The organism is Stenotrophomonas sp. YJH_SMC_69, from assembly GCF_059370495.1.
Genome location: NZ_JCAFTS010000010.1, coordinates 78,590 through 98,246, shown reverse-complemented (window position 1 = coordinate 98,246; position 19,657 = coordinate 78,590). Strand labels below are relative to the sequence as shown.

The 19,657-nt window shown below is 66.5% G+C and carries 19 protein-coding genes; 11 read left to right on the top strand and 8 right to left on the bottom strand.

Annotated elements, in window-relative coordinates; genetic code table 11:
- The first annotated feature begins 130 nt into the window (after positions 1-130).
- Positions 131-1,150, top strand: a complete 1,020-nt coding sequence (locus AC5P8F_RS16685) for a TIGR00266 family protein (protein WP_014645430.1) — start codon at positions 131-133, stop codon at positions 1,148-1,150.
- A 204-nt stretch (positions 1,151-1,354) separates the two neighbouring features.
- On the top strand, positions 1,355-2,347 hold the full coding sequence (locus tag AC5P8F_RS16680) for a patatin-like phospholipase family protein (protein WP_032958418.1): 993 nt from the start codon (positions 1,355-1,357) through the stop codon (positions 2,345-2,347).
- A 39-nt stretch (positions 2,348-2,386) separates the two neighbouring features.
- Here AC5P8F_RS16680 and AC5P8F_RS16675 read toward each other — a convergent pair whose 3' ends face one another.
- Positions 2,387-2,872, bottom strand: coding sequence for an Lrp/AsnC family transcriptional regulator (locus AC5P8F_RS16675; protein ID WP_014645428.1), 486 nt, complete (start codon positions 2,870-2,872; stop codon positions 2,387-2,389).
- Between the two features lie 125 nt (positions 2,873-2,997).
- On the opposite strand from AC5P8F_RS16675, the gene phhA reads away from it, so the two are divergent.
- Complete coding sequence (phhA, locus tag AC5P8F_RS16670; protein ID WP_014645427.1) at positions 2,998-3,891, top strand: phenylalanine 4-monooxygenase; 894 nt, start codon at positions 2,998-3,000, stop codon at positions 3,889-3,891.
- Positions 3,892-3,997: 106 nt separating this feature from the next.
- On the opposite strand, the gene AC5P8F_RS16665 is transcribed toward phhA, so the two are convergent.
- Positions 3,998-5,053 (bottom strand): LacI family DNA-binding transcriptional regulator, encoded by a 1,056-nt coding sequence (locus AC5P8F_RS16665; protein WP_041862907.1) that lies wholly within the window; start codon positions 5,051-5,053, stop codon positions 3,998-4,000.
- A gap of 240 nt (positions 5,054-5,293) precedes the next feature.
- Between AC5P8F_RS16665 and AC5P8F_RS16660 the strand changes: the two genes are divergently transcribed.
- From AC5P8F_RS16660 to AC5P8F_RS16645, 4 genes are all read left to right on the top strand, one after another.
- The gene (locus AC5P8F_RS16660) at positions 5,294-5,884 is read left to right on the top strand and encodes a cysteine dioxygenase family protein (protein WP_495228610.1); all 591 of its coding nucleotides are present in this window, start codon (positions 5,294-5,296) and stop codon (positions 5,882-5,884) included.
- A gap of 117 nt (positions 5,885-6,001) precedes the next feature.
- The gene (gene eda, locus AC5P8F_RS16655) at positions 6,002-6,640 is read left to right on the top strand and encodes a bifunctional 4-hydroxy-2-oxoglutarate aldolase/2-dehydro-3-deoxy-phosphogluconate aldolase (RefSeq protein WP_014645424.1); all 639 of its coding nucleotides are present in this window, start codon (positions 6,002-6,004) and stop codon (positions 6,638-6,640) included.
- 96 nt (positions 6,641-6,736) lie between these two features.
- Positions 6,737-7,765: an alcohol dehydrogenase AdhP gene (gene adhP / locus AC5P8F_RS16650; protein WP_075075937.1), complete on the top strand. Its 1,029-nt coding sequence runs from the start codon at positions 6,737-6,739 to the stop codon at positions 7,763-7,765.
- A gap of 166 nt (positions 7,766-7,931) precedes the next feature.
- Positions 7,932-8,324 carry a hypothetical protein gene (locus AC5P8F_RS16645; RefSeq protein WP_014645422.1) on the top strand — a complete coding sequence of 131 codons (393 nt, stop codon included), beginning with the start codon at positions 7,932-7,934 and terminating at the stop codon, positions 8,322-8,324.
- 75 nt (positions 8,325-8,399) lie between these two features.
- On the opposite strand, the gene ligD is transcribed toward AC5P8F_RS16645, so the two are convergent.
- From ligD to AC5P8F_RS16630, 3 genes are all read right to left on the bottom strand, one after another.
- Positions 8,400-10,892, bottom strand: a complete 2,493-nt coding sequence (ligD, locus tag AC5P8F_RS16640; RefSeq protein ID WP_014645421.1) for a DNA ligase D — start codon at positions 10,890-10,892, stop codon at positions 8,400-8,402.
- A gap of 3 nt (positions 10,893-10,895) precedes the next feature.
- The gene (gene ku, locus AC5P8F_RS16635) at positions 10,896-11,816 is read right to left on the bottom strand and encodes a non-homologous end joining protein Ku (RefSeq protein ID WP_032958403.1); all 921 of its coding nucleotides are present in this window, start codon (positions 11,814-11,816) and stop codon (positions 10,896-10,898) included.
- A gap of 164 nt (positions 11,817-11,980) precedes the next feature.
- Positions 11,981-12,379 carry a hypothetical protein gene (locus AC5P8F_RS16630; protein ID WP_014035432.1) on the bottom strand — a complete coding sequence of 133 codons (399 nt, stop codon included), beginning with the start codon at positions 12,377-12,379 and terminating at the stop codon, positions 11,981-11,983.
- Between the two features lie 145 nt (positions 12,380-12,524).
- On the opposite strand from AC5P8F_RS16630, the gene AC5P8F_RS16625 reads away from it, so the two are divergent.
- Positions 12,525-12,869, top strand: a complete 345-nt coding sequence (locus tag AC5P8F_RS16625; protein WP_014645419.1) for a hypothetical protein — start codon at positions 12,525-12,527, stop codon at positions 12,867-12,869.
- 79 nt (positions 12,870-12,948) lie between these two features.
- Here the strand turns inward: AC5P8F_RS16625 and AC5P8F_RS16620 are convergent, their stop codons facing one another.
- The gene (locus AC5P8F_RS16620) at positions 12,949-15,042 is read right to left on the bottom strand and encodes a TonB-dependent receptor family protein (protein ID WP_495228608.1); all 2,094 of its coding nucleotides are present in this window, start codon (positions 15,040-15,042) and stop codon (positions 12,949-12,951) included.
- Between the two features lie 171 nt (positions 15,043-15,213).
- Here AC5P8F_RS16620 and AC5P8F_RS16615 point away from each other — a divergent pair, with 171 nt between their 5' ends.
- From AC5P8F_RS16615 to AC5P8F_RS16605, 3 genes are all read left to right on the top strand, one after another.
- Entirely contained in the window at positions 15,214-16,416 is a 1,203-nt protein-coding gene (locus AC5P8F_RS16615) for an amino acid aminotransferase (protein ID WP_014645417.1), read from the top strand.
- A gap of 259 nt (positions 16,417-16,675) precedes the next feature.
- Complete coding sequence (locus tag AC5P8F_RS16610) at positions 16,676-17,692, top strand: class 1 fructose-bisphosphatase (protein WP_032957939.1); 1,017 nt, start codon at positions 16,676-16,678, stop codon at positions 17,690-17,692.
- 108 nt (positions 17,693-17,800) lie between these two features.
- A complete protein-coding gene (locus AC5P8F_RS16605) occupies positions 17,801-18,511 on the top strand; it encodes a 2OG-Fe(II) oxygenase (RefSeq protein ID WP_134966366.1) in 711 nt (236 codons plus the stop codon).
- A 96-nt stretch (positions 18,512-18,607) separates the two neighbouring features.
- Here AC5P8F_RS16605 and AC5P8F_RS16600 read toward each other — a convergent pair whose 3' ends face one another.
- Positions 18,608-19,126 carry a hypothetical protein gene (locus tag AC5P8F_RS16600; RefSeq protein ID WP_141098666.1) on the bottom strand — a complete coding sequence of 173 codons (519 nt, stop codon included), beginning with the start codon at positions 19,124-19,126 and terminating at the stop codon, positions 18,608-18,610.
- Between the two features lie 207 nt (positions 19,127-19,333).
- On the bottom strand, positions 19,334-19,537 hold the full coding sequence (locus AC5P8F_RS16595) for a hypothetical protein (protein WP_046427592.1): 204 nt from the start codon (positions 19,535-19,537) through the stop codon (positions 19,334-19,336).
- Positions 19,538-19,657: the final 120 nt, after the last annotated feature.

Here is a 19,657-nt window from a genome sequence, read left to right as displayed (position 1 = left end):
TAAAACGGCGCTACCAGATAATTGTTGCAATACAGCACCTACGCCGCAAATGCCCGCCGTTCATGGCCCCGTCGCCGGCACCCCCGGGCGCTCGCTAGACTCGGGGTTTCCACGCGACGGACCCGCCGCCATGACCCAGTGGTACTTCCATGCCTCCGCCCAGGCCGAGCGCATCGGCCCGCTTGATGACGGGGCCGCACGCCGCTACGCGCAGGCCAATCCACGCGCCCTGGCATGGTGCCAGGGCATGAGCGGGTGGACGCCGATCGCCGAGGTGGCCGAGCTGCAGGCTCCGGCCCCGGGCATGCCCAACACACCGCCGCCGGTCCCGGTCGCCGCCGGCGCCAGCGGCCGCGCCGACGACATCGAGTTCCGCATCGTCGGCCATGAAATGCAGTTCGTGGAGCTCGAGCTCGACCCCGGCGAGAGCGCCATTGCCGAGGCCGGCGCCTTGATGTTCAAGGACGCCACGGTGCAGATGGACACGGTGTTTGGCGCTGCCAACGGTGACCAGGGCGGCTTCATGGGCAAGATGATGGCCGCCGGCCGCCGTGTGCTGACCGGCGAGAGCCTGTTCGCCACCGTCTACACCCAGAGCGGGCATGGCAAGGGCAAGGTCGCCTTCGCCGCGCCCTACCCCGGCACGGTGCTGGCGATGAAACTGGACCAGCACGGCGGCCGCCTGATCTGCCAGAAGGACAGCTTCCTGGCCGGCGCGCGCGGCGTGCAGATCGGCGTGCAGTTCCAGCGCAGGATCATGACCGGCCTGTTCGGCGGCGAGGGCTTCATCATGCAGAAGCTGGAAGGCGACGGCTGGGTGTTCATCCACGCCGGTGGCTGCGTGATCGAGCGCGAGCTGGCCGCCGGCGAGCGCCTGGACGTGGATACCGGCTGCGTGGTGGCCTACCACTCCAGCGTGGACATGGACGTGCGCCGGGTGGCCGGCATCAAGAGCATGCTGTTCGGCGGCGAAGGCGTGTTCCTGGCCACGCTGACCGGCCCCGGCAAGGTCTGGCTGCAGTCGCTGCCGTTCTCGCGCCTGGCCGGCCGCATGTGGATGGCCGCACCGCAGGGCGGCGGCCAGAGCCGCGGCGAAGGCTCGGTGCTGGGCGGCCTGGGCCGGATGCTGGATGGTGACAACCGGTTCTGACCCACTCATTTGGTAGGTGCCAACCTTGGTTGGCACATTCCTTCAGCGCGCGACCAGGCATTTGTGCGGACCAAGGTCCGCACCCACCAGAAGCGATTCACGTTTTTTTTGCTGAATAGGGAGTTCCCCCCACCCTGCCCGCCCCGCCACGGCTTCGGTATGCTGGCGCCCTTTCCTGAATCCAGCGCCGCGAGCGCACTGCCGATGAGCCTGTTCCGCCCCCGCATGCTGCTGTCCGTCGCCCTGATCGGCCTGCTGGCCGGCTGCGGTGGCGACCCGGTCCGCCCCACGCCGCCGCCGGCGCCGACCGTGGTGCCGCAGGCCAAGCCGATCAGGATCGGCATCGCCCTCGGTGGCGGCGCGGCCAAGGGCTTCGCGCACATCGGCGTGATCAAGATGCTGGAAGCCAACGGCTTCGAGCCGGCCGTGGTCTCCGGCACCAGCGCCGGCAGCGTGGTCGGTGCGCTGTATGCCAGCGGCATGGACGCCTTCCAGATGCAGAGCAAGGCAGTCGCGCTGGACGAAGCCAGCATCCGCGACGTACGCCTGTTCTCCGGTGGCCTGGTGCAGGGCCAGAAGCTGCAGGACTACGTCAACGAGCAGGTCGCCAACCGTCCCGCCGAGCGCCTGAAGAAGCCGTTCGCCGCCGTTGCCACCCAGCTGGAAACGGGCGAGCGCGCGATCTTCGTGCGCGGCAACGTCGGCCAGGCGGTGCGCGCGTCGAGCAGCATCCCCGGTGTGTTCGAGCCGGTGAAGATCGGCGGCCGCAACTATATCGACGGCGGCGTGGTCAGCCCGGTGCCGGTGGATGCCGCGCGCCAGCTCGGCGCCGACTTCGTGATCGCCGTGGACATCTCCAGCAAGGCCAGCGGCAAGGCACCGACGGACATGCTGGGCATCGTCAACCAGTCCATCTCGATCATGGGCCAGCGCCTGGGCGAGCAGGAGCTGGCGCGCGCCGACATCGTCATCCGTCCGAAGGTACTGGACATCGGCGCCGCCGATTTCAGCCAGCGCGGCACCGCGATCCTGGAAGGCGAGAAGGCCGCAATGGCGGCCATGCCGCAGATCCGCGCGAAGATCCAGCAGTTGCAGCGCGCGCGCGCCGCCGCAGCGGCACCCGCGCCGGTGGCCGCACCAAAGTGCGAGGAAGCCTCGCGCCTGGGCAAGCTGATGGGCCGCAAGGACAAGTGCTGATCCATTGATGCCAGGCCACCGGGCACGCCTGGTGGCTGCTCAGGGCTCCAGCTGCGACAACGGCAACGCCTGGAAACCCTTCACCGTTCGCAGCACGAAGCTGGAATTGGCATCGGCCACGCCGCCGGCGTTGAGCAGCCGGTCCAGCAGGAAGTGCGAGAAGTGCTCCAGGTCGCGCACGTAGACGTGCAGCAGGTAGTCCATGTCGCCGGTCAGCGCATGGCAGGCCACCACCTCGTCCCACGCTTGCACGCTGTCCACGAAGTGGCCGATGGCGGCCTGGTCATGCTTTTCCAGCTGCACGCGCACGAAGGCCTGCAGGCCCAGGCGCAGCTGGCGCGGTTCCAGCCGCGCGCCATAGCCGACGATCACGCCCTCGCTTTCCAGCCGCTGCAGGCGGCGCAGGCAGGCCGAGGGCGAGAGGTTCACCCGTGTCGCCAGCTCGGCGTTGGTGGCGCGCCCATCCCGCTGGATTTCAGCCAGTAGACGTATATCCGTGCGATCGAACTGGACTTCTCCGGCCATTGTTGCCCCGCAACATGGTGAGTACGCAAGGATATTGCGCCAACAAGGCCAATCGACGCAACTTTTGCAACCCTGTTGCGTGCGCCCTGCCCTAGCATCGTGGGTATCCCGTCAAGGAGTGCCCCATGGACCTCGCCCAGCCCCGCCGCGTCGAACACCAGCAGACCGACAAGGGCTACGTGCCGGTGTATACCACCGCGCTCGTCGAGCAGCCGTGGGACACCTACAGCGCCGACGACCACGCCACCTGGAGCACGCTGTACCAGCGCCAGCGCGAACTGCTGGTCGGCCGCGCCTGCCAGGAGTTCCTGGACGCGCAGGACGAGATGGGCATGAGCGCACACATGATTCCGCGCTTCGACCAGCTCAACGAAGTACTGGGCGCCGCCACCGGCTGGACCCTGGTCGGCGTTGAAGGCCTGCTGCCGGAACTGGATTTCTTCGACCACCTGGCCAACCGCCGTTTCCCGGTGACCTGGTGGATCCGTCGCCCGGACCAGATCGACTACATCGCCGAACCGGACCTGTTCCACGATCTGTTTGGTCACGTGCCGCTGCTGATGAACCCGGTGTTCGCCGACTACATGGAGGCGTACGGCCGTGGCGGCGTCAAGGCCCACGCGATCGGCCCGGATGCACTGCAGAACCTGACCCGCCTGTACTGGTACACGGTGGAGTTCGGCCTGATCGATACGCCCGACGGCCTGCGCATCTACGGCGCCGGCATCGTGTCGTCGAAGGGCGAGTCACTGTACTCGCTGGAATCGCCCGCGCCCAACCGCATCGGTTTCGACCTGCAGCGGATCATGCGCACCAAGTACCGCATCGACACCTTCCAGAAGACCTACTTCGTCATCGACAGCTTCGAACAGCTGATGCAGGCGACGTCGCCGGACTTCACCCCGATCTACGCGGCACTGGCCGACCAGGCGCATCTGCCGGCCGGTGATGTGCAGGACGACGACCGCGTGTTCCAGAAGGGCACGGGTGAAGGCTGGGCCGACGGCGGCGACGTGTAAGCGCGTAACGCACACCGCTTCGCAGTGGAAACGGCGCACCCCGGTGCGCCGTTTTCGTTGTTGCCTGCACCGTTCTGTCGCGACGGCGCAGGCGAGGGCAGGACACTCAGCCGTCCACGGCCCGGCAGGAACCGCGCACCATCAGTTGCGGATGCACGCTGGCCGCAGCCGGCGCCTCCGGTACGTCGGTCTGCACCAGCATCGCGGCAGCCATGCGGCCGATGTCGGAGACGTGGCGGCGTACCGACGTCAGCGGCGGCCACAGCCGCGACGCCAGCGGGCTGTCGTCGTAGCTGACGATCGACAACTGCTGCGGCACCGCGATGCCCGCACGCAATGCCACCTGGTAGACGCCCGCGGCGATTTCGTCGTTGCCGGTGAAGATCGCACTGGGGCGTTGTCCGCCCATCAGCAGGCGTTCGGCGGCATGCACGCCGGACTCGAAGGTGTCGCCCGCTTCCAGCACGCGCTCGCCCGGCAGGGTCACGCCGACCTGGGCCAGCCGATCAAGGAAGCCGTGGGTCCGCTCGCGGGCAGCGCGCCGGTCACCGGGACCGGCAATCACCGCGATGTCGCGGTGGCCGAGCGAGAGCAGGTAGCCCGCAGCCGCCGCCGCACCATCGCGATCGTGGGTGACCACCGCCTGCACGTCTTCTTCCGACGCATGCGCGTTGATGCGGATGTGGCGGCAGTCGATCGCGTCGAGCATCTGCGCCAGCGCCATCGATTCGGAGGCGCGCGGGCCGAGGATCACGCCATGCAGTTTCTGCTGCTGCACGAAACGGCGCACGCCGTCCGCACAGTCCGGATCCTGGCTGTTGCACGGGTGCACCACCAGCTCATAGCCGGTGCCGCGCAGCGCTTCCAGCGCGCCGTGCTGCAGGTCGACAATGCATTGGGCGCCGGGGTCGTCATACACCAGGCCGATCAGGAAGGAGCGGCGGAACGCGAGTCCGCGCGCCAGCGGGTCGGGCACGTAACCGACCTCCCGCATCAACGCCTCGACCTTGTCGCGGGTGTCTTTGCGCACCAGCGGCGAGTTGTTGATGATTCTTGAAACCGTTTTCTTGGAAACTCCCGACAGTCGTGCGATGTCGTTGATCGTGGCAGCCTTGCCTTTCGATGCCGGCAACGCGGCATCGCTCATATTTCGCACTGACATGTATAGAACCAGGTAAGTCGGAGAATTCTAGCCTTGCACCCGTCGGATGCGAAGTTGCGGAACGTCGCAGCGGGTCCGAATCGCGTCGTGTTCGACACGTTTTGCTGCGCGAGGTTCCATTGTGATTGCTCTAGTGCCTCTGCATCTGAACCGTTCTTCTGCGCGTGTTCACCCTGAATGCGGACGCGACGCGCGCGAACGCCAACATTCCCTTAACCATGCTCCGCTACAGTCAGGTGCATGGACCTGCAGACCTCTCCGTTTCCGCCGTTCCGTGGCCGCGACCGGTTGATCGCTGCGGTCGACGCGGCGGTGACCGCCGGTGATGCCGGGCGCATCACCGCCGACCTGCAGCTGGCGCTGCAGGAAGCCATAACCGACAGCCGCATCGAATTGCCCGAATGCGTGCATCGGCCGGTCAGTGATCATTACGCGCGACGTCCGCTGTACCACAGCCGCGAACACGGCTACAGCGTGATCGCCATGAGCTGGGGCCCAGGGCAGGGCACGCCGCTGCACGACCACAATGCCATGTGGTGTGTGGAGGGAGTGTGGTTGGGCGAACTGGAGATCACCCGTTACGAGCTGCTGGAGCGCGCCGGCGAGCGCTGGCGTTTCCACCGCCACGCCACGCTGCGCGGAGGCTGCGGCAGTGCCGGCAGCCTGATCCCGCCGCACGAGTACCACACCCTGCGCAACGCCAGTGACGACGCATTGGCGATTTCTGTGCACGTGTACGAGTCGCAGATGGAGCGCTCGGCGGTGTTCGATCCGCTCGGTGGCGACTGGTACCAGCGCCGCATCCAGGCGCTGCAGGCCGACCCGGCCTGACCGGGGCAGGGCGGGGCGACGCTGCCAGCACCTTCGTGAGCCACGTGGCATCATGCGCCGCTGCGCTGCCGTACCCGGCGGCGATCCGCGATGCCCCGTCGGGCAAGGAGCAAGACCATGTCCAGCGCTGATCCGCGCCTGCGCGCGCTGTTGAAGCTCGCACCGGTGATCCCGGTGTACACCCCCGAAGACGTGAATGAAGCGGTCGACGTCGCCCAGGCACTGTTCCGCGGCGGCTTGCCGGTAATCGAGGTGACGCTGCGCACGCCGCAGGCGCTGGATGCGATCAAGGCGATGGTCGAGGCCGTGCCGGACGCGGTGATCGGTGCCGGCACCGTACTCGACGCCGCGCAGATGCAGGCAGCAAAGCAGGCCGGCGCGCGCTTCGCGGTGTCCCCCGGTGCCACGCCGGCGTTGTATGCGGCCGCGCGTGATGCCGACCTGCCGTACCTGCCCGGTGCCGCCACCGCCTCGGACCTGATCCTGGGCCTGGAGCATGGCCAGGACACCTTCAAGTTCTTCCCGGCGGTACAGGCCGGCGGCGCCGCGCTACTGGCCGCCTGGCACGGTCCGTTCGCCGATGTGCGCTTCTGCCCGACCGGCGGCATCAGTGCGCAGACCGCACCGCAGTTCCTGCATCTGCCCAACGTGCTGTGCGTGGGCGGTTCGTGGCTGACCACCCCGGCCCTGCTGCAGACCCGCGACTGGGAGGCGATCGAACGCCTGGCCCGCGAGGCGTCCGTGCTGGCCAGCTGAACCTGCTCCGCGAATCTTCAAAGGTTTGATCGTGATCAAAGCGCCGGCCTCGTGCCGGCGTCATTCTGTGGGCAAGCGCACTACGGAGATCCGAACATGAATTCGACCATGAAGGCCGCTGTCGTGCGTGAGTTCGGCAAGCCACTGGTGATCGAGGAAGTCTCGGTACCACGCCCGGGGGCGGGCGAGGTACTGGTCAGGATCGAGGCCTGTGGCGTCTGCCACACCGACCTGCACGCCGCCGAGGGCGACTGGCCGGTGAAACCGAACCCGCCGTTCATCCCCGGCCACGAGGGCGTGGGGCACGTCGTGGCCGTGGGAGGCGGGGTAGGGCACGTCAAGGAAGGCGACAGGGTCGGCATCCCCTGGTTGTACTCGGCGTGTGGCCATTGCGAACACTGCCTGGGTGGCTGGGAAACGCTGTGCGAGACACAGCGCAATACCGGTTACTCGGTCAACGGCGGCTTCGCCGAGTACGCACTAGCCGATGCCAACTATGTCGGCCTGCTTCCGAAGGACGTGGGCTTCGTCGAGATCGCACCGGTGCTGTGCGCCGGCGTGACCGTCTACAAGGGCCTGAAGGTCACCGACACCAAGCCCGGTGACTGGGTGGCGATTTCCGGCATCGGTGGCCTGGGCCACATGGCGGTGCAGTACGCCCGTGCGATGGGCCTGAACGTGGCTGCGGTGGATGTGGACGACAACAAGCTGGCATTGGCCCGGCAGCTGGGTGCGCAGGTCACCGTGAATGCGCGCACCACCGATCCGGCCGCCTTCCTCAGGAAGGAGATCGGCGGCGCGCACGGCGCCCTGGTCACGGCGGTCTCACCGAAGGCGTTCGAGCAGGCGCTGGGCATGGTCCGCCGTGGCGGCACCGTCTCGCTCAACGGACTGCCGCCCGGTAATTTCCCGCTGGACATCTTCGGCATGGTGCTCAACGGCATCACCGTGCGCGGCTCGATCGTCGGCACCCGGCTGGACCTGCAGGAGTCGCTGCAGTTCGCCGCCGAAGGCAAGGTCGCGGCCACGGTCAGCACCGACCGCCTGGAGAACATCAACGACGTGTTCGCGCGCATGCACGCGGGCACCATTGAGGGCCGCGTGGTACTCGACTTCGCTGCCTGACCGCCTGTGCATGGCCGCCGTCGCTCCGTCCCCCTCTCCCACGGACGCGGCGGCCATGCCGATTCATCGGTAGTGCCGGCCGCTGGCCGGCAAACCCCAGGCGGTTCGGTAGTGCCGGCCGCTGGCCGGCAACGCGGGCACTCTGTGGCCGCCGTACAATGCGCGCATGCCCGGCCTGCTCAAGACCCTGTTCCTGTCCATCGTCGCCCTGATCGGCGGCGTCCTGTCGCTTGCGCTGGTCAGCAGCGTCGCCAGCTGGCTGCCCCCGTTGCTGGGCCTGTCGCCGGACAACAACAGCGTGCAGCTGGGCTGGGACCTCACCTTCAGCGTTCTTGGTGGCATCGCGGGCGTTTCCTTTGCCACCTATTACGCCCCCTGCTGGCCGCGTTCGCATGGCTTCTCGATCTGGTCGCTGATCGCGCTGGGCTGTGGCTACGCGATGTGGACGGCCGGTGCGGATTTCCCGTTCTGGTTCGTCATTTCGCTGCTGGCATCGCTGCCGCTGCAACTGCTGGCCGGTTGGTGGTTCGGCCGCCGCGCCTCGCGCGACGCAGGGTAACGCCGCCTTTGTAGAGCCGAGCCCATGCTCGGCTTTCATGCACATCGACACAGGCAGCCGAGCATGGGCTCGGCTCTACAGGTCCATGCGCGGCAGCGTCTGCTTCAACTGCGCGATGCCCTGCCATGGGTCACTCTTCAGGCGTTGCGCCCTCGCCAGCGCCTTGCCCATGGGAAAGGCGTCGGCAGCACTGATACGCGCCAGTTCCTCCCAGCGCAGCGGCACTGCCACACCGGCGGAATCGCGCGCGCGCAGCGACCACGAGCACACGCTGGTGGCCCCTCGGGTGTTGCGCAACCAGTCGATGAAGATGACGCCACTGCGCTTGGCCTTGCTCATCGTCGCCACATAGCGATCAGGTTGCTCCTTTGCCATTGCCTGCGCAAAGGCCTCGCAGAACGCCTTCGCCTCGTCCCAGCCAGCCTTGGGCTGCAGCGGTACCACCACATGCAGCCCCTTGCCGCCAGACAGCCGCACGAAGCTCTCCAGGCCCACCTGCTGCAGGCGGTCACGCACATCGCGTGCACCCGATTTCACCTGTGCCCAGCTGACGCCGTTGCCAGGATCGAGATCGAATACCAGTCGATCCGGATGCTCGGTGTCTGCTACGGTCGCACCCCACGGATGCAGCTCCAGCGTGTTCATCTGCACCAGCTGCAGCAGGCCCCGTGCGTCGTCGATATAGACGTAGTCCTCGCGGCCGCTCTTCTGCTGCAGGGGCACCGCGTGCACCGCGTCGCCCAGGCCGGGGCCATGATGCTTCTGGAAGAAACAGGCCTTGCCCACCCCATCGGGGCAGCGCAGCAATGACAGCGGCCGTCCGGCAATTTCGGGCAGGATCCAGCGCGCCATGCGCCGGTAATAGTCGGCCACGTCGCCTTTGCCCAGTCCCTGACTGGGAAACACCACCCGCTCCGGATGCGTGATCTGGACCTCACCCCCGGCTTCAGCAACTGCGGTTGCGTTGCTCATTCCCAGGTCCTCCTTCTGCTTGTCGCTGCGCAGCCGCTTGAAACTGGCCTGGCGCAGCAGGCCTTCCTTGCCCCAGCCACGGAACGCCACTTCCGCCACCGTCACCGGCTTCACCCAGCGCACGCTGGCGGCGCGGAACGGCACATGCGCCGGAAGCTGCAGCACGGGCGTCTTTACTGCCAGTGGCTGCAATGCCTTGAGCAGCGCGCGCAGGTTCTCGTCGTCGAAGCCGGTACCGACGCGGCCCACATAGCGCAGACCCTCCTTGTCCGGCGTTGCCAGCAACAATGATCCGAAACCCACCCGCGAGCCCCTGGGGGCCGTGTAGCCGACAATCACGAACTCGTCGGTGTCTTCGTGCTTCACCTTCACCCAGCTGCGCGCGCGGGTATTCACGTACGGGGCATCCACCTGCTTGCTGACGATGCCTTCGAATCCGGCCTGGCCACTGGCATCGAACACCTGCGGGCCCTGGTCGATCACATGTTCGCTGAAGGCCAGGATGCCGGGCACGGGTCCGATGAGATCCTTCAGCAGCGCTTTGCGTTCCAGCAATGGCGCACGACTGATGTCCGCGTTGGCCACACCCGGAAGATCGAACACGATGTAGCGCAGCGGATGCTTCGAGCTTCCATCGATCACGCGCTGCAACGCTGCGAAATCGCTGCGCCCTTCCTTGTCCAGCACCACCAGCTCACCGTCCAGGCGCGCATCGCGCACCGGCAGCGCCTGCACGGCCTGCACGACCTCGGGGAAGTCATCGGTCCAATCCAGGCCATTGCGGGAGCGGAGCTTCACCTCGCCGTCGTGTAGATCGGCCAGCAGGCGATAGCCGTCCCACTTGATCTCGTGCAGCCAACGCGCGCCGTCCGGCGCGCTGTCGCGATGATCGGTCAATTGCGGTTTGAACCCATGCGGGTAGGGCGTGTCACGTGCGCCGTCCAGTTTCAGCGCGCGCGCATGCCAGCGTGCATCGGCCTTGCGGGTAGCCGTGCGTGCGGCGGGCACAGCACGCCCTGCCTTCCCCCCAGTGCGCTTCATCACGGTGGATGCGCGCTTGGGCACGTGCGCGTCCAGCAGATCGTCTGCTTCGGCATCGCGCGCCTGCTCGTCGTCGCGCTTGATCAGCAGCCACTGCACCTGGCGTCCCTTCATTGCCGTGCGCACCAGCTTCCAGCCACCGGCCAGGCGTTGTCCATGCAGTACGAAGTCGATCTTTCCAGCTGCCAGCGCCTGCAGTGGATCGCCTTCGCAGGCCCAGGTGCCCTGATCGAACACCTCCACGTGCCCCGCGCCGTAGTGGCCTTCGGGAATGTCGCCCTCGAAGCCAGCGTAGGACAACGGGTGATCTTCCACTTCCACGGCCAGCCGCTTCTCGCCGACGCGAAGCGAAGGACCTTTCGGCACCGCCCAGCTCTTCAGCACGCCGTCCATCTCAAGGCGGAAGTCATAGTGGCGCGAACTGGCATGATGCAGCTGGATGACGAAGGTTGGCCGCCGCTGCGGATCACCGCGTGCGGGTGTGTCGTCAGGCTCCGGCGTCTGCCCTGTGCCTCCGCCAAGCCGGCGCTTGCGCCGGTACTGGTGCAGCGACATGGTTCAACCTGCCTTGCGCCGTGGTGCGGCCTTCTTCGCAGCCTTCTTCGTTGTCTTCTTTGCGGCCTTCTTCACCGTCGACTTTGCAGCTGCCTTGCGCGTTGCGGCCTTCTTCGCCGGCGTGCGCTTGTTCGCATCCAGGCTCTTCTGCAGCAACGCCATGAAGTCGACAACGTTCGTTGTCGCATCCTCGTGTGGTGCGGGCTCATCTTCCACCCGCGTGGTGCCGCCCTTGGACTTGATGCGCTTGTTCAGCACCTGCTGCAGGCGCTCGCGGAATTCATCGTGGTAGTGCGATGGGTCCCAATCGCCGGACATCGACTCGATCAACTGCTCGGCCATCGCCGTTTCCTTGCTGGTGATGCGGTAGTCGGACAGCTTGCCGGCAGGCAGCTTGTAGTCCTCGGGATCCACCAGTTCCTGCGGATAGCGCAGAATCATCAGCACCAGCGCGTCCGCATGCGGCATCACCGCACACAGGTACTCGCGCGTGCGCACCACCACCCGGGCAATGCCTACCTTGCCGGTACTGCGCAGCGTTTCGCGCAGGAGCACGTAGCCCTTTTCGGCCTTCTTGCCGGGCACCAGCAGGTACGGCTTCTCGTAGTAGCGCGGGTCGATCTGCGCTGCGTCCACGAAGGATTCCACCTCCACCGCTTCGTGGCTTTCCGGCGCCGCCGAGCGGATGTCGCCTTCCTCCAGCACGACATAACTGCCCTTGTCGTACTCATAGGCTTTGACGATGTCCTTCCAGGGCACTTCCTCGCCGGTGTCGGCGTTGACCCTTTCGAAACGGATCGGCTTGCGATCGCGCGAGTCGAGCATGCGGAACTGCAGGTCAACCTTGCGTTCGCCGGACATCAGCGACACCGGCACATTGAGCAGTCCGAAGGACAGCGTACCGGTCCAGATCGGGCGGGCCATGGACGCACCTTTGATGGGGCAGGGCACCCAGCTTCGGATGGGCGGTGTAAACCACCCGTGTCGATACCGTGCACGTAGGTTCCACGCAGGTGCGGTAGTGCCGGCCGCCGGCCGGCAGAGCTCGCGGCCTCAAGTGTCCTGGGGTTGCCGGCCAGCGGCCGGCACTACTGCAGCAACGGCCTCACCGCCGCCGCCGGAATATGGTCCAGCGCGCGCCAGGCGTCCTCCACCACCGGCCGCGCCTGCGACCAGCCCAGCCGCGACTGCCCGCGCATCTGTTCCCAGTGCTCGGCCAATTCCTCGCAGGTATCGGCAGCGTCGCCGCGCGGCCAGTCGGCAGCATGGGTTGTCAACGCGAAGGCATAGACCGGGCACAGGTCACGCCAGTTGCGATGACTTTGCCCGCGACGTTCCTCGTAGTCACTGAGCATGTACTGCAGATAGTCCTGGGCCACCGCCTGCGGATCCTCATGGCGGCGCGTGCGGCGCTGCGCGGTACGTTGGCCGAGCGGATCGAGCAGGGCGTTGAACACGGACGGTGCGGGTCGTTCAAGACGGGGCATGGCCGGCTCCTGCAGCGGGGCGGGTGGGCAGGAATACGCGCGGTGCCGTTACCAGCGGGTGAGCGAGATGTTCATGACGCCAGGTTCGCGGCGGCTTTACCTGCGTCGCGGTGTAGTGGGAACCCCGAGCGCAGGTAGCCAGACCATGAGCCGAGAGACCTCCCGCGACCCGCTGCGCGCAAACCACCCGCCCATTCCGGGCGAGCAGCGCGGCAAACGCGATGCCGACAACGCCGACTACCGTGGCACCGGCGCACCGTTCTTCGATGCCGAGCACGGGAGCGACCATCTGCCGGTGAAGCACGAGGCTGAACAGGCGGCGCAGGACCGCAAGGATGGCGGTGACCGCCATCGCGGTGGCCAGGAAAGCCCGCTCAAGCGCCGCGAACGCAAGCAGCGCGCCAGCGACAACCAGGACGAAGCGCTGGAGGAGACCTTCCCGGCCAGCGACCCGACATCGCCGTTCGTGCCAGCCAAGGCCCCCGACTGACGGGTAGTGCCGGCCGCTGGCCGGCAACCTCCTGACGTCCTGCACGGCGCGATGCCGGCCAGCGGCCGGCACTACCCCTTCAACGCCACGACCATTGCAGGCCGACGTTGGCCCGCCGTCCCGGTCCCGGTTCGTAGAAGCGCCCGTTGCCATCGTTGACGATCACCGAGCCTATGTAGGCCTGGTCCAGCACGTTCTCCATCCGGGCGAAGGCGCGCAGCTCGCCACCCGGCAGGGCCCAGCGACGGCCGGCTTCCAGATGCAGCAGGGCGAAGCCGGGCGCGCGTTCGGTCGCCACGTCGTTGACTACGGTATCACTGCTGGCGGAGGCCTCCAGCGCCCACTGCCACTGGCCGGGCGACCATTGCAGCCGGGCAGAGGCCTGCTGGCGCGGTACCCCGGGCAGGCGGCTGCCGGCGGCAACCAGGGTGTTGGAGGTGAGGTACGGCGAACGCGCCTGCGCCTGCAGCCTGGTCCACGCCAGCTGCAGCTCCAGCTGCTCGGCCAGCGGCTGGCGATACTGCAGTTCCACACCCTGGCGGCGGGTGCGGCCGATGTTGCGATAGGTGCTGCGGCCGCCGATGTTGCTGGCAACTGCCAGCTCATCGTCGGTATCTGCACGGAACAGGCTGACATCGAGCTGGGTTCCATCCTGTGCGTGCCACTTGCTGCCTAGCTCCAGGCTGCGGCTGCGGGCGGCCGCCAGATCCAGCGCCAGACCCGCCTGACCATCGGCGCGATACCCCAGCTCGTTGAAGGTGGGGGTCTCGAATCCACGCCCCACGGCGGCATGCAGGCGCCACTGCGGGCTGGCCTCGAAGCTGACGCCTGCCACCGGCGTGGTCGCCTGGTAGCGCCGGTGGCCACTGTCATCCGGGTTGCGGGTGGTGATGTAGCGATCGTCCGAGTCGAAACGCACCGCGCTGTGGCGCACCCCGGCCAGCAGCGACCAGCGCGGACTCCATTGCCACCAGGCCTGGGCGAACTGGTCCACGTTCTGCACGGTATCGATCTGGTCACGGCGCAGGCGCCCGCGCACCCCGAGGGCGCTGCCCACGAAGTTCTCGTAGCCGGTGCGGTGCTGGCGCTGGCGGTCGGCGCTGAGCCCGGCCACCAGGTCCAGCGGCCGGCCGGCGAGGTCGCCGTGCCAGCCCCAGCGCGCGTCCAGCCCGCCATACCCGCCCTGCAGATCGATCACGCCGCCGGCATGCAGCGGGCTGTTGGTCTGGGGTGCCGGCGGAATCGGCAGGTATTGGGTCACCGTGCGTTGGCCGGCATAGCCCATCAATTGCCAGCGCTGTGCCCCGGTCTCCCGGGTCCAGCGCAGGCCAGCCTGCTGCTGGCGCACCGATTTGCGGGTGTTGTACTGGTGCGCGACTGCCGTGGCCTGGCGCGGATCAGCCGCCACCTGGGCACGGCTCAGGCCCAGCGGATCCTGCGCATCGGGGGCATCCAGCGCATTGAGCAGCAGCTCCAGCCGCCCACCGCCCAGATCACCACCAATGCGTGCGTTGAGCGATTCGCGGCGCGCACGGCTGTGGTCCCGCCAGCCATCGGTGCGGAAGTGGTTGGCCGCGATGTTGTAGTCCAGCGCTGGGCCGGCACCCTTGAGCTGTGCGCCGACACTGAGCGTGTTGTCGGCGCCGGCATTCACGCGCAACCGCCACGGGTCACCGGCCTGGCCCTGCGCGCTCCAGACCTGCAGCACGCCACCGGAGGAATTGCCGTACAGCGCCGAGAACGGCCCGCGCAGCACCTCGATGCGCTCGGCGCCCAACAGGCTGGCATGCGACAGCTGGCCCTGGCCGTCAGGCATGGTGGCCGGCACGCCGTCGATCAGCACCCGCACCCCGCGCACGCCGAAGGTCGAGCGTGCGCCGAAGCCACGAATCGACAGCTGCGTGTCCTGGGCGAAGTTCTGCCGGTCACGTGCCAGCAGTCCGGGGACCCCGGCCAAGGCCTCAGACAGCTGCGCACCGGTGCCCGCGCGGCTGGCGTCGATCCAGACCGTGTCCTGGCTGGCCGGCAGCGCGAACGGATCGATGCCCGGCACCCGGGCGGCCTGTACCTGCACCGCAGGCAGGGCGGTGGGCGCAGGCTCGGCCACCGCCGTCCAAGGCGACAGCAGCAGGGCGGACAGCGGCAGGCAACGGCGTCGTGCGGCGGGATTCATGATTCAGGTTGATGGATCGGGCGGCAACGCACGCCATGGTACGGGGCCGCGGATGACGATGGCGGCGGCCAGCCCCGGCAGGCTTTGTTACGATGGGCTGTTTCCGGCCGAAAAGCCGCGGACCGCGTAGCGCACTTCCTCCCCCTTTCCGTCTACCGAACGAGTACCGCCGTGTCCTTCTTTGCAAACGTGGAACTGGTCCCAGGCGACCCGATCCTGGGCCTGACCGAGGCGTACAACGCCGACAGCCGCCCGACCAAGGTCAACCTGGGTGTGGGCATCTACTACGACGAGAGCGGCCGCATTCCGCTGCTGCGCGCCGTCAAGCAGATCGAGCAGCAGCTCGCCGCTGAAGCCAAACCGCGCGGCTACCTGCCGATCGATGGCCTGCCGGCGTACACGCAGGCGACGCGTGAGCTGGTGTTCGGCAAGGATTCGCCGCTGCTGGCCGCCGGCCGCGTGACCACCGCGCAGACCGTTGGTGGCAGCGGTGCGCTGCGCGTCGGCGCCGACGTGCTGAAGAAGCTGCTGCCGCACGCCACCGTTGCGCTGAGCAACCCGAGCTGGGAAAACCACCGTGCGGTGTTCAGCGCCGCTGGTTTCGAGGTGCTGGATTACACCTACTTCGACCCGGGCACCCATGGCGTCGATTTCGACGGCATGCTGGCCGACCTGGGCAAGCTGGAAGCCGGCACCGTGGTGCTGCTGCACGCCTGCTGCCACAACCCCACCGGCGCTGACCTCACGGTCACCCAGTGGAAGCAGGTCGCGCAACTGCTGAAGGACAAGCAGCTGTTCCCCTTCATCGACATGGCCTACCAGGGCTTCGACAAGGGCATCGAGCAGGACGGCGCAGCGGTGCGCATCATCGCCGAAGCCGGCATCGACAGCTTCATCGTCGCCAACTCGTACTCCAAGTCGTTCTCGCTGTATGGCGAGCGCGTGGGTGCGCTGTCGATGGTGGCGCCGACCGCCGCTGACGCCAAGGCCGTGCAATCGCAGGTCAAGCGCGTGATCCGCACCATCTACTCCAGCCCATCCACCCACGGCGCTGCACTGGTGGCCGGCGTGCTGACCAACCCGGAACTGCGTGCGATGTGGGAGCAGGAGCTGACCGAGATGCGCGAGCGCATCCACGCCCTGCGCCACGGCCTGGTCGAGAAGCTGGCCGCTGCCGGTGCACCGCAGTTCGGTTTCATCAACGAGCAGGCCGGCATGTTCTCCTACTCCGGCCTGAGCCGTGAGCAGGTCGAGCGCCTGCGCGACGAGTTCGGCATCTACGCCGTCGGCACCGGCCGTATCTGCGTGGCCGCGCTGAACCAGAACAACCTGGAATACGTCGCCAAGGCCGTGGCCACCGTCGCCAAGGGCTGAAGCAACGCTCCAGTAGCTTGAGGACAAAGGCGCCGAAAGGCGCCTTTGTTTTTTGCGCCCTGGTCTCTGTAGAGCCGAGCCTACGCTCGGCTTGTGCGGCATGAAGGACGAAGAGCAGCCGAGCGCGGGCTCGGCTCCACAGAAGGAAGGCGCCACGAGCGCAACGCATCTGGAAACGATTACGCCTTCCCGCGCTCACGCACGGCCCCGCCAGACGGGCGACAATAGGCGTTTTCCCGCTGCCGAGACCTGCCCGCTCATGTCCCGTACTTCGTTGACCCGCTTCCTGATCCAGGAACAGCACGCCGGCCGCATCAATGCCGACCTGCGCCAGCTGATCGCGGTCGTCGCCCGCGCCTGCACCAGCATCTCCATCGCCGTCAGCAAGGGCGCCCTCGGTGGCGTGCTCGGCGACGCCGGTACCGGCAACGTGCAGGGTGAAGCGCAGAAGAAGCTCGACGTCATCAGCAACGAGATCCTGCTCGAAGCCAACGCCTGGGGTGGCCACCTCGCCGCCTGCGCCTCGGAGGAAATGGACCACAGCCAGCCGGTGCCGGACATCTATCCCCGCGGTGATTTCCTGCTGCTGTTCGATCCCCTCGATGGCAGCTCCAACATCGACGTCAACGTCTCCGTCGGCACCATCTTCTCCGTGCTGCGCTGCCCGACCAATGTCGAGCTGCCGGGCGACGACGCCTTCCTGCAGCCGGGCAGCAAGCAGATCGCCGCCGGCTACTGCATCTACGGGCCCAGCACCCAGCTGGTGCTGACCGTCGGCCATGGCACCCACGCCTTCACCCTGGACCGCGAGAAGGGCGAGTTCGTGCTGACCACCGAGAACATGCAGATCCCGGCGGCCACCCAGGAATTCGCGATCAACATGTCCAACCAGCGCCACTGGGAAGCGCCGATGCAGGCCTACGTCGGCGACCTGCTGGCGGGCAAGGAAGGCGTACGCGGCAAGAACTTCAACATGCGCTGGATCGCCAGCATGGTGGCCGACGTGCATCGCATCCTTACCCGCGGCGGCATCTTCATCTACCCGTGGGACAAGAAGGACCCGTCCAAGGCCGGCAAGCTGCGCCTGATGTACGAAGCCAACCCGATGGGCCTGCTGGTCGAGCAGGCCGGCGGCGCCGCCTGGACCGGCCGCGAGCGCATCCTCGACATCCAGCCCGACCAGCTGCACCAGCGCGTGCCGGTGTTCCTCGGTTCGCGCGAGGAAGTGGCCGAGGCCGTGCGCTACCACCACGCACACGACGACGCACAGGGCTGACAACCGATCGCCTGACAGCGGTCATGGCAGATCGATGACATGACCGTGGGGTGACACCGAGGGCGGCAAACGGCACCATCAAGCCGTTGCCGCCGAAGGAACGCACGCATGCACGAGCAGGGCCCGGTCGATTTCATCGAAGTCATCCACAACGCCGTCCCCAGCGAGGTCTGCGCGGCGATCGTCGAGCGCATGCGTGCGACGCGTGGCCTGCTGCCCGGTGCGGTGGGCAGTGGCGTGTTCCCGGAACTCAAGCACAGCAAGGATCTGCGCATCAGTGGCCTGGACGGCTGGCAGGATGTTGATCAGCAGCTGCAGATTGCGGTGTTCAACGGCCTGCTGACTTATCTACGCCGTTATCCACAGGCGTTGATCGCCCCACTGATGTTGCAGATCCAGGACAGCAACGGCCAACCGCGACGCCTGTCTGCCGAGGACTTCCCCGACATGCCGCAGCAGCAGCTGGCCGACCTGGCCCGCACCTGCCTGCGCCCGGGTGCGATCAACCTGCAGTGGTATGCGGCGGGCGAGGGCGGCTACCCGTACTGGCACTGCGAGCTGTACCCGAAGGATGCGCAGGCCGAGACCCTGCACCGGCATGTGCTGTGGACGCTGTACCTCAACGACGACTTTGACGAAGGTGAAACCGAGTTCCTGTTCCAGGGCCGCAAGATCGCGCCGCGTACCGGCAGCCTGCTGATCGCCCCGACGGCGTTCACCCACACCCATCGTGGCAACCGGCCGCAGGGTGGCGACAAGTTCATCGCGACGAGTTGGATCCTGTTCCAGAGTGCGCAGAAGTTGTTTGGAGGAGGGTGAAGCAAACTGGTCACTCGATGTTCTCAGCATCTTGTCCGGATCAAGAAGCGGGCCCCCGAGATCCTGTGCTGTCGTGCGGGCAGTTGGTGCTATCTCCTAAGGCAATCCGCTACTCGGGCTGCCCTCGCTGATAAGAGAATCTCCAGGGGCGTGCACGCCTTCCCAGGCGCCCACCTGACCCAGCGGTCTCCGGATGGCATTCAGTTCATAGCTGAGCTCGCGCATCTTGCAGTGGTCCTTCCAGCCCGCGGGGCTATCGAGATCAAAGCGCGCGTTGATGCGAAGCTGCATCAGATCATTGGATTTCCTGAGGATTTCGACGCTGCCTGAAACGGCCTTTCCGTAGCATCCAGTGCTGCCAGGTCTCAGGCTAAGGCCAGTGCTGTAGAACGCCCTGATATCACCCTCCGTCAAACTGAAGACATCGCCCTCCGCCAGATTCGGGGGAAGGATCAATGTCAGCTTCCTGTATCTTTCATTCTCAATCTTGGTCGCTGTGTACTCGCGCAATGCCACTACGACATTGTCGCCATCAACAATCCGATGGCACGCAAGTGAAATTTCCCTGTAGTCAGACCTTTCGCAGCCGGTCACATCAGAGTTGGCGTTAGACACGTAGAAGGCGCTGATCTTATGGCTACCAGGAAGCAGCGACGCGCACGCGCTGCAGCTCAAGCCTAGAACAAGCGCAATCAACAATCTCGTTCGCACAGTCGCGCTCCCCAGAAACATCTACTTGTACGGTGCGAATTTTTTATATCGCTCGCGTCGTAACCACGGCGGTCGACACCGACCAGCTCGCCCGGAACCACCGGCTCAGAATCAGGGTCTCGGCTTCCTACCTGGCCTGATCAAGGTCTTGTGCATGACCCAGGCGATCCAGCCGCAGACCAATCCGATCCCCGCGACAATGATTTCCTCTTCCTCGAAGGCAGTTCCATTTAGCCCTTGATAGGCGACGAACGCGATTGCTCTCAATGACAGCAAAGCAAATAAACCAACAGGTACCCAAAGTAGAATCTTCATCACTCTCCAAATCGCGATCGCACAAACCAGTGCTGGACGACTGGCAATCCTGGATCTCTTTTCCTGCTTTTTCGCGGTGCCATAAGTTCCTCGCACAGTCGCCTTACCGCGGATGATGTA

What these genes read in the sequence shown, in the direction of transcription:
- AC5P8F_RS16660 (WP_495228610.1), top strand. Translation starts at nt 5,294, where the DNA reads ATGGACCTGCAGACCTCTCCGTTTCCGCCGTTCCGTGGCCGCGACCGG.
- ligD (WP_014645421.1), bottom strand. Translation starts at nt 10,892, where the DNA reads ATGTCGCTGCACCAGTACCGGCGCAAGCGCCGGCTTGGCGGAGGCACA.
- AC5P8F_RS16610 (WP_032957939.1), top strand. Translation starts at nt 16,676, where the DNA reads ATGTCCCGTACTTCGTTGACCCGCTTCCTGATCCAGGAACAGCACGCC.
- AC5P8F_RS16625 (WP_014645419.1), top strand. Translation starts at nt 12,525, where the DNA reads ATGAGCCGAGAGACCTCCCGCGACCCGCTGCGCGCAAACCACCCGCCC.
- AC5P8F_RS16630 (WP_014035432.1), bottom strand. Translation starts at nt 12,379, where the DNA reads ATGCCCCGTCTTGAACGACCCGCACCGTCCGTGTTCAACGCCCTGCTC.
- AC5P8F_RS16685 (WP_014645430.1), top strand. Translation starts at nt 131, where the DNA reads ATGACCCAGTGGTACTTCCATGCCTCCGCCCAGGCCGAGCGCATCGGC.
- AC5P8F_RS16645 (WP_014645422.1), top strand. Translation starts at nt 7,932, where the DNA reads ATGCCCGGCCTGCTCAAGACCCTGTTCCTGTCCATCGTCGCCCTGATC.
- AC5P8F_RS16675 (WP_014645428.1), bottom strand. Translation starts at nt 2,872, where the DNA reads ATGGCCGGAGAAGTCCAGTTCGATCGCACGGATATACGTCTACTGGCT.
- AC5P8F_RS16595 (WP_046427592.1), bottom strand. Translation starts at nt 19,537, where the DNA reads ATGAAGATTCTACTTTGGGTACCTGTTGGTTTATTTGCTTTGCTGTCA.
- AC5P8F_RS16680 (WP_032958418.1), top strand. Translation starts at nt 1,355, where the DNA reads ATGAGCCTGTTCCGCCCCCGCATGCTGCTGTCCGTCGCCCTGATCGGC.
- ku (WP_032958403.1), bottom strand. Translation starts at nt 11,816, where the DNA reads ATGGCCCGCCCGATCTGGACCGGTACGCTGTCCTTCGGACTGCTCAAT.
- adhP (WP_075075937.1), top strand. Translation starts at nt 6,737, where the DNA reads ATGAATTCGACCATGAAGGCCGCTGTCGTGCGTGAGTTCGGCAAGCCA.
- AC5P8F_RS16605 (WP_134966366.1), top strand. Translation starts at nt 17,801, where the DNA reads ATGCACGAGCAGGGCCCGGTCGATTTCATCGAAGTCATCCACAACGCC.
- AC5P8F_RS16665 (WP_041862907.1), bottom strand. Translation starts at nt 5,053, where the DNA reads ATGTCAGTGCGAAATATGAGCGATGCCGCGTTGCCGGCATCGAAAGGC.
- phhA (WP_014645427.1), top strand. Translation starts at nt 2,998, where the DNA reads ATGGACCTCGCCCAGCCCCGCCGCGTCGAACACCAGCAGACCGACAAG.
- AC5P8F_RS16620 (WP_495228608.1), bottom strand. Translation starts at nt 15,042, where the DNA reads ATGAATCCCGCCGCACGACGCCGTTGCCTGCCGCTGTCCGCCCTGCTG.
- eda (WP_014645424.1), top strand. Translation starts at nt 6,002, where the DNA reads ATGTCCAGCGCTGATCCGCGCCTGCGCGCGCTGTTGAAGCTCGCACCG.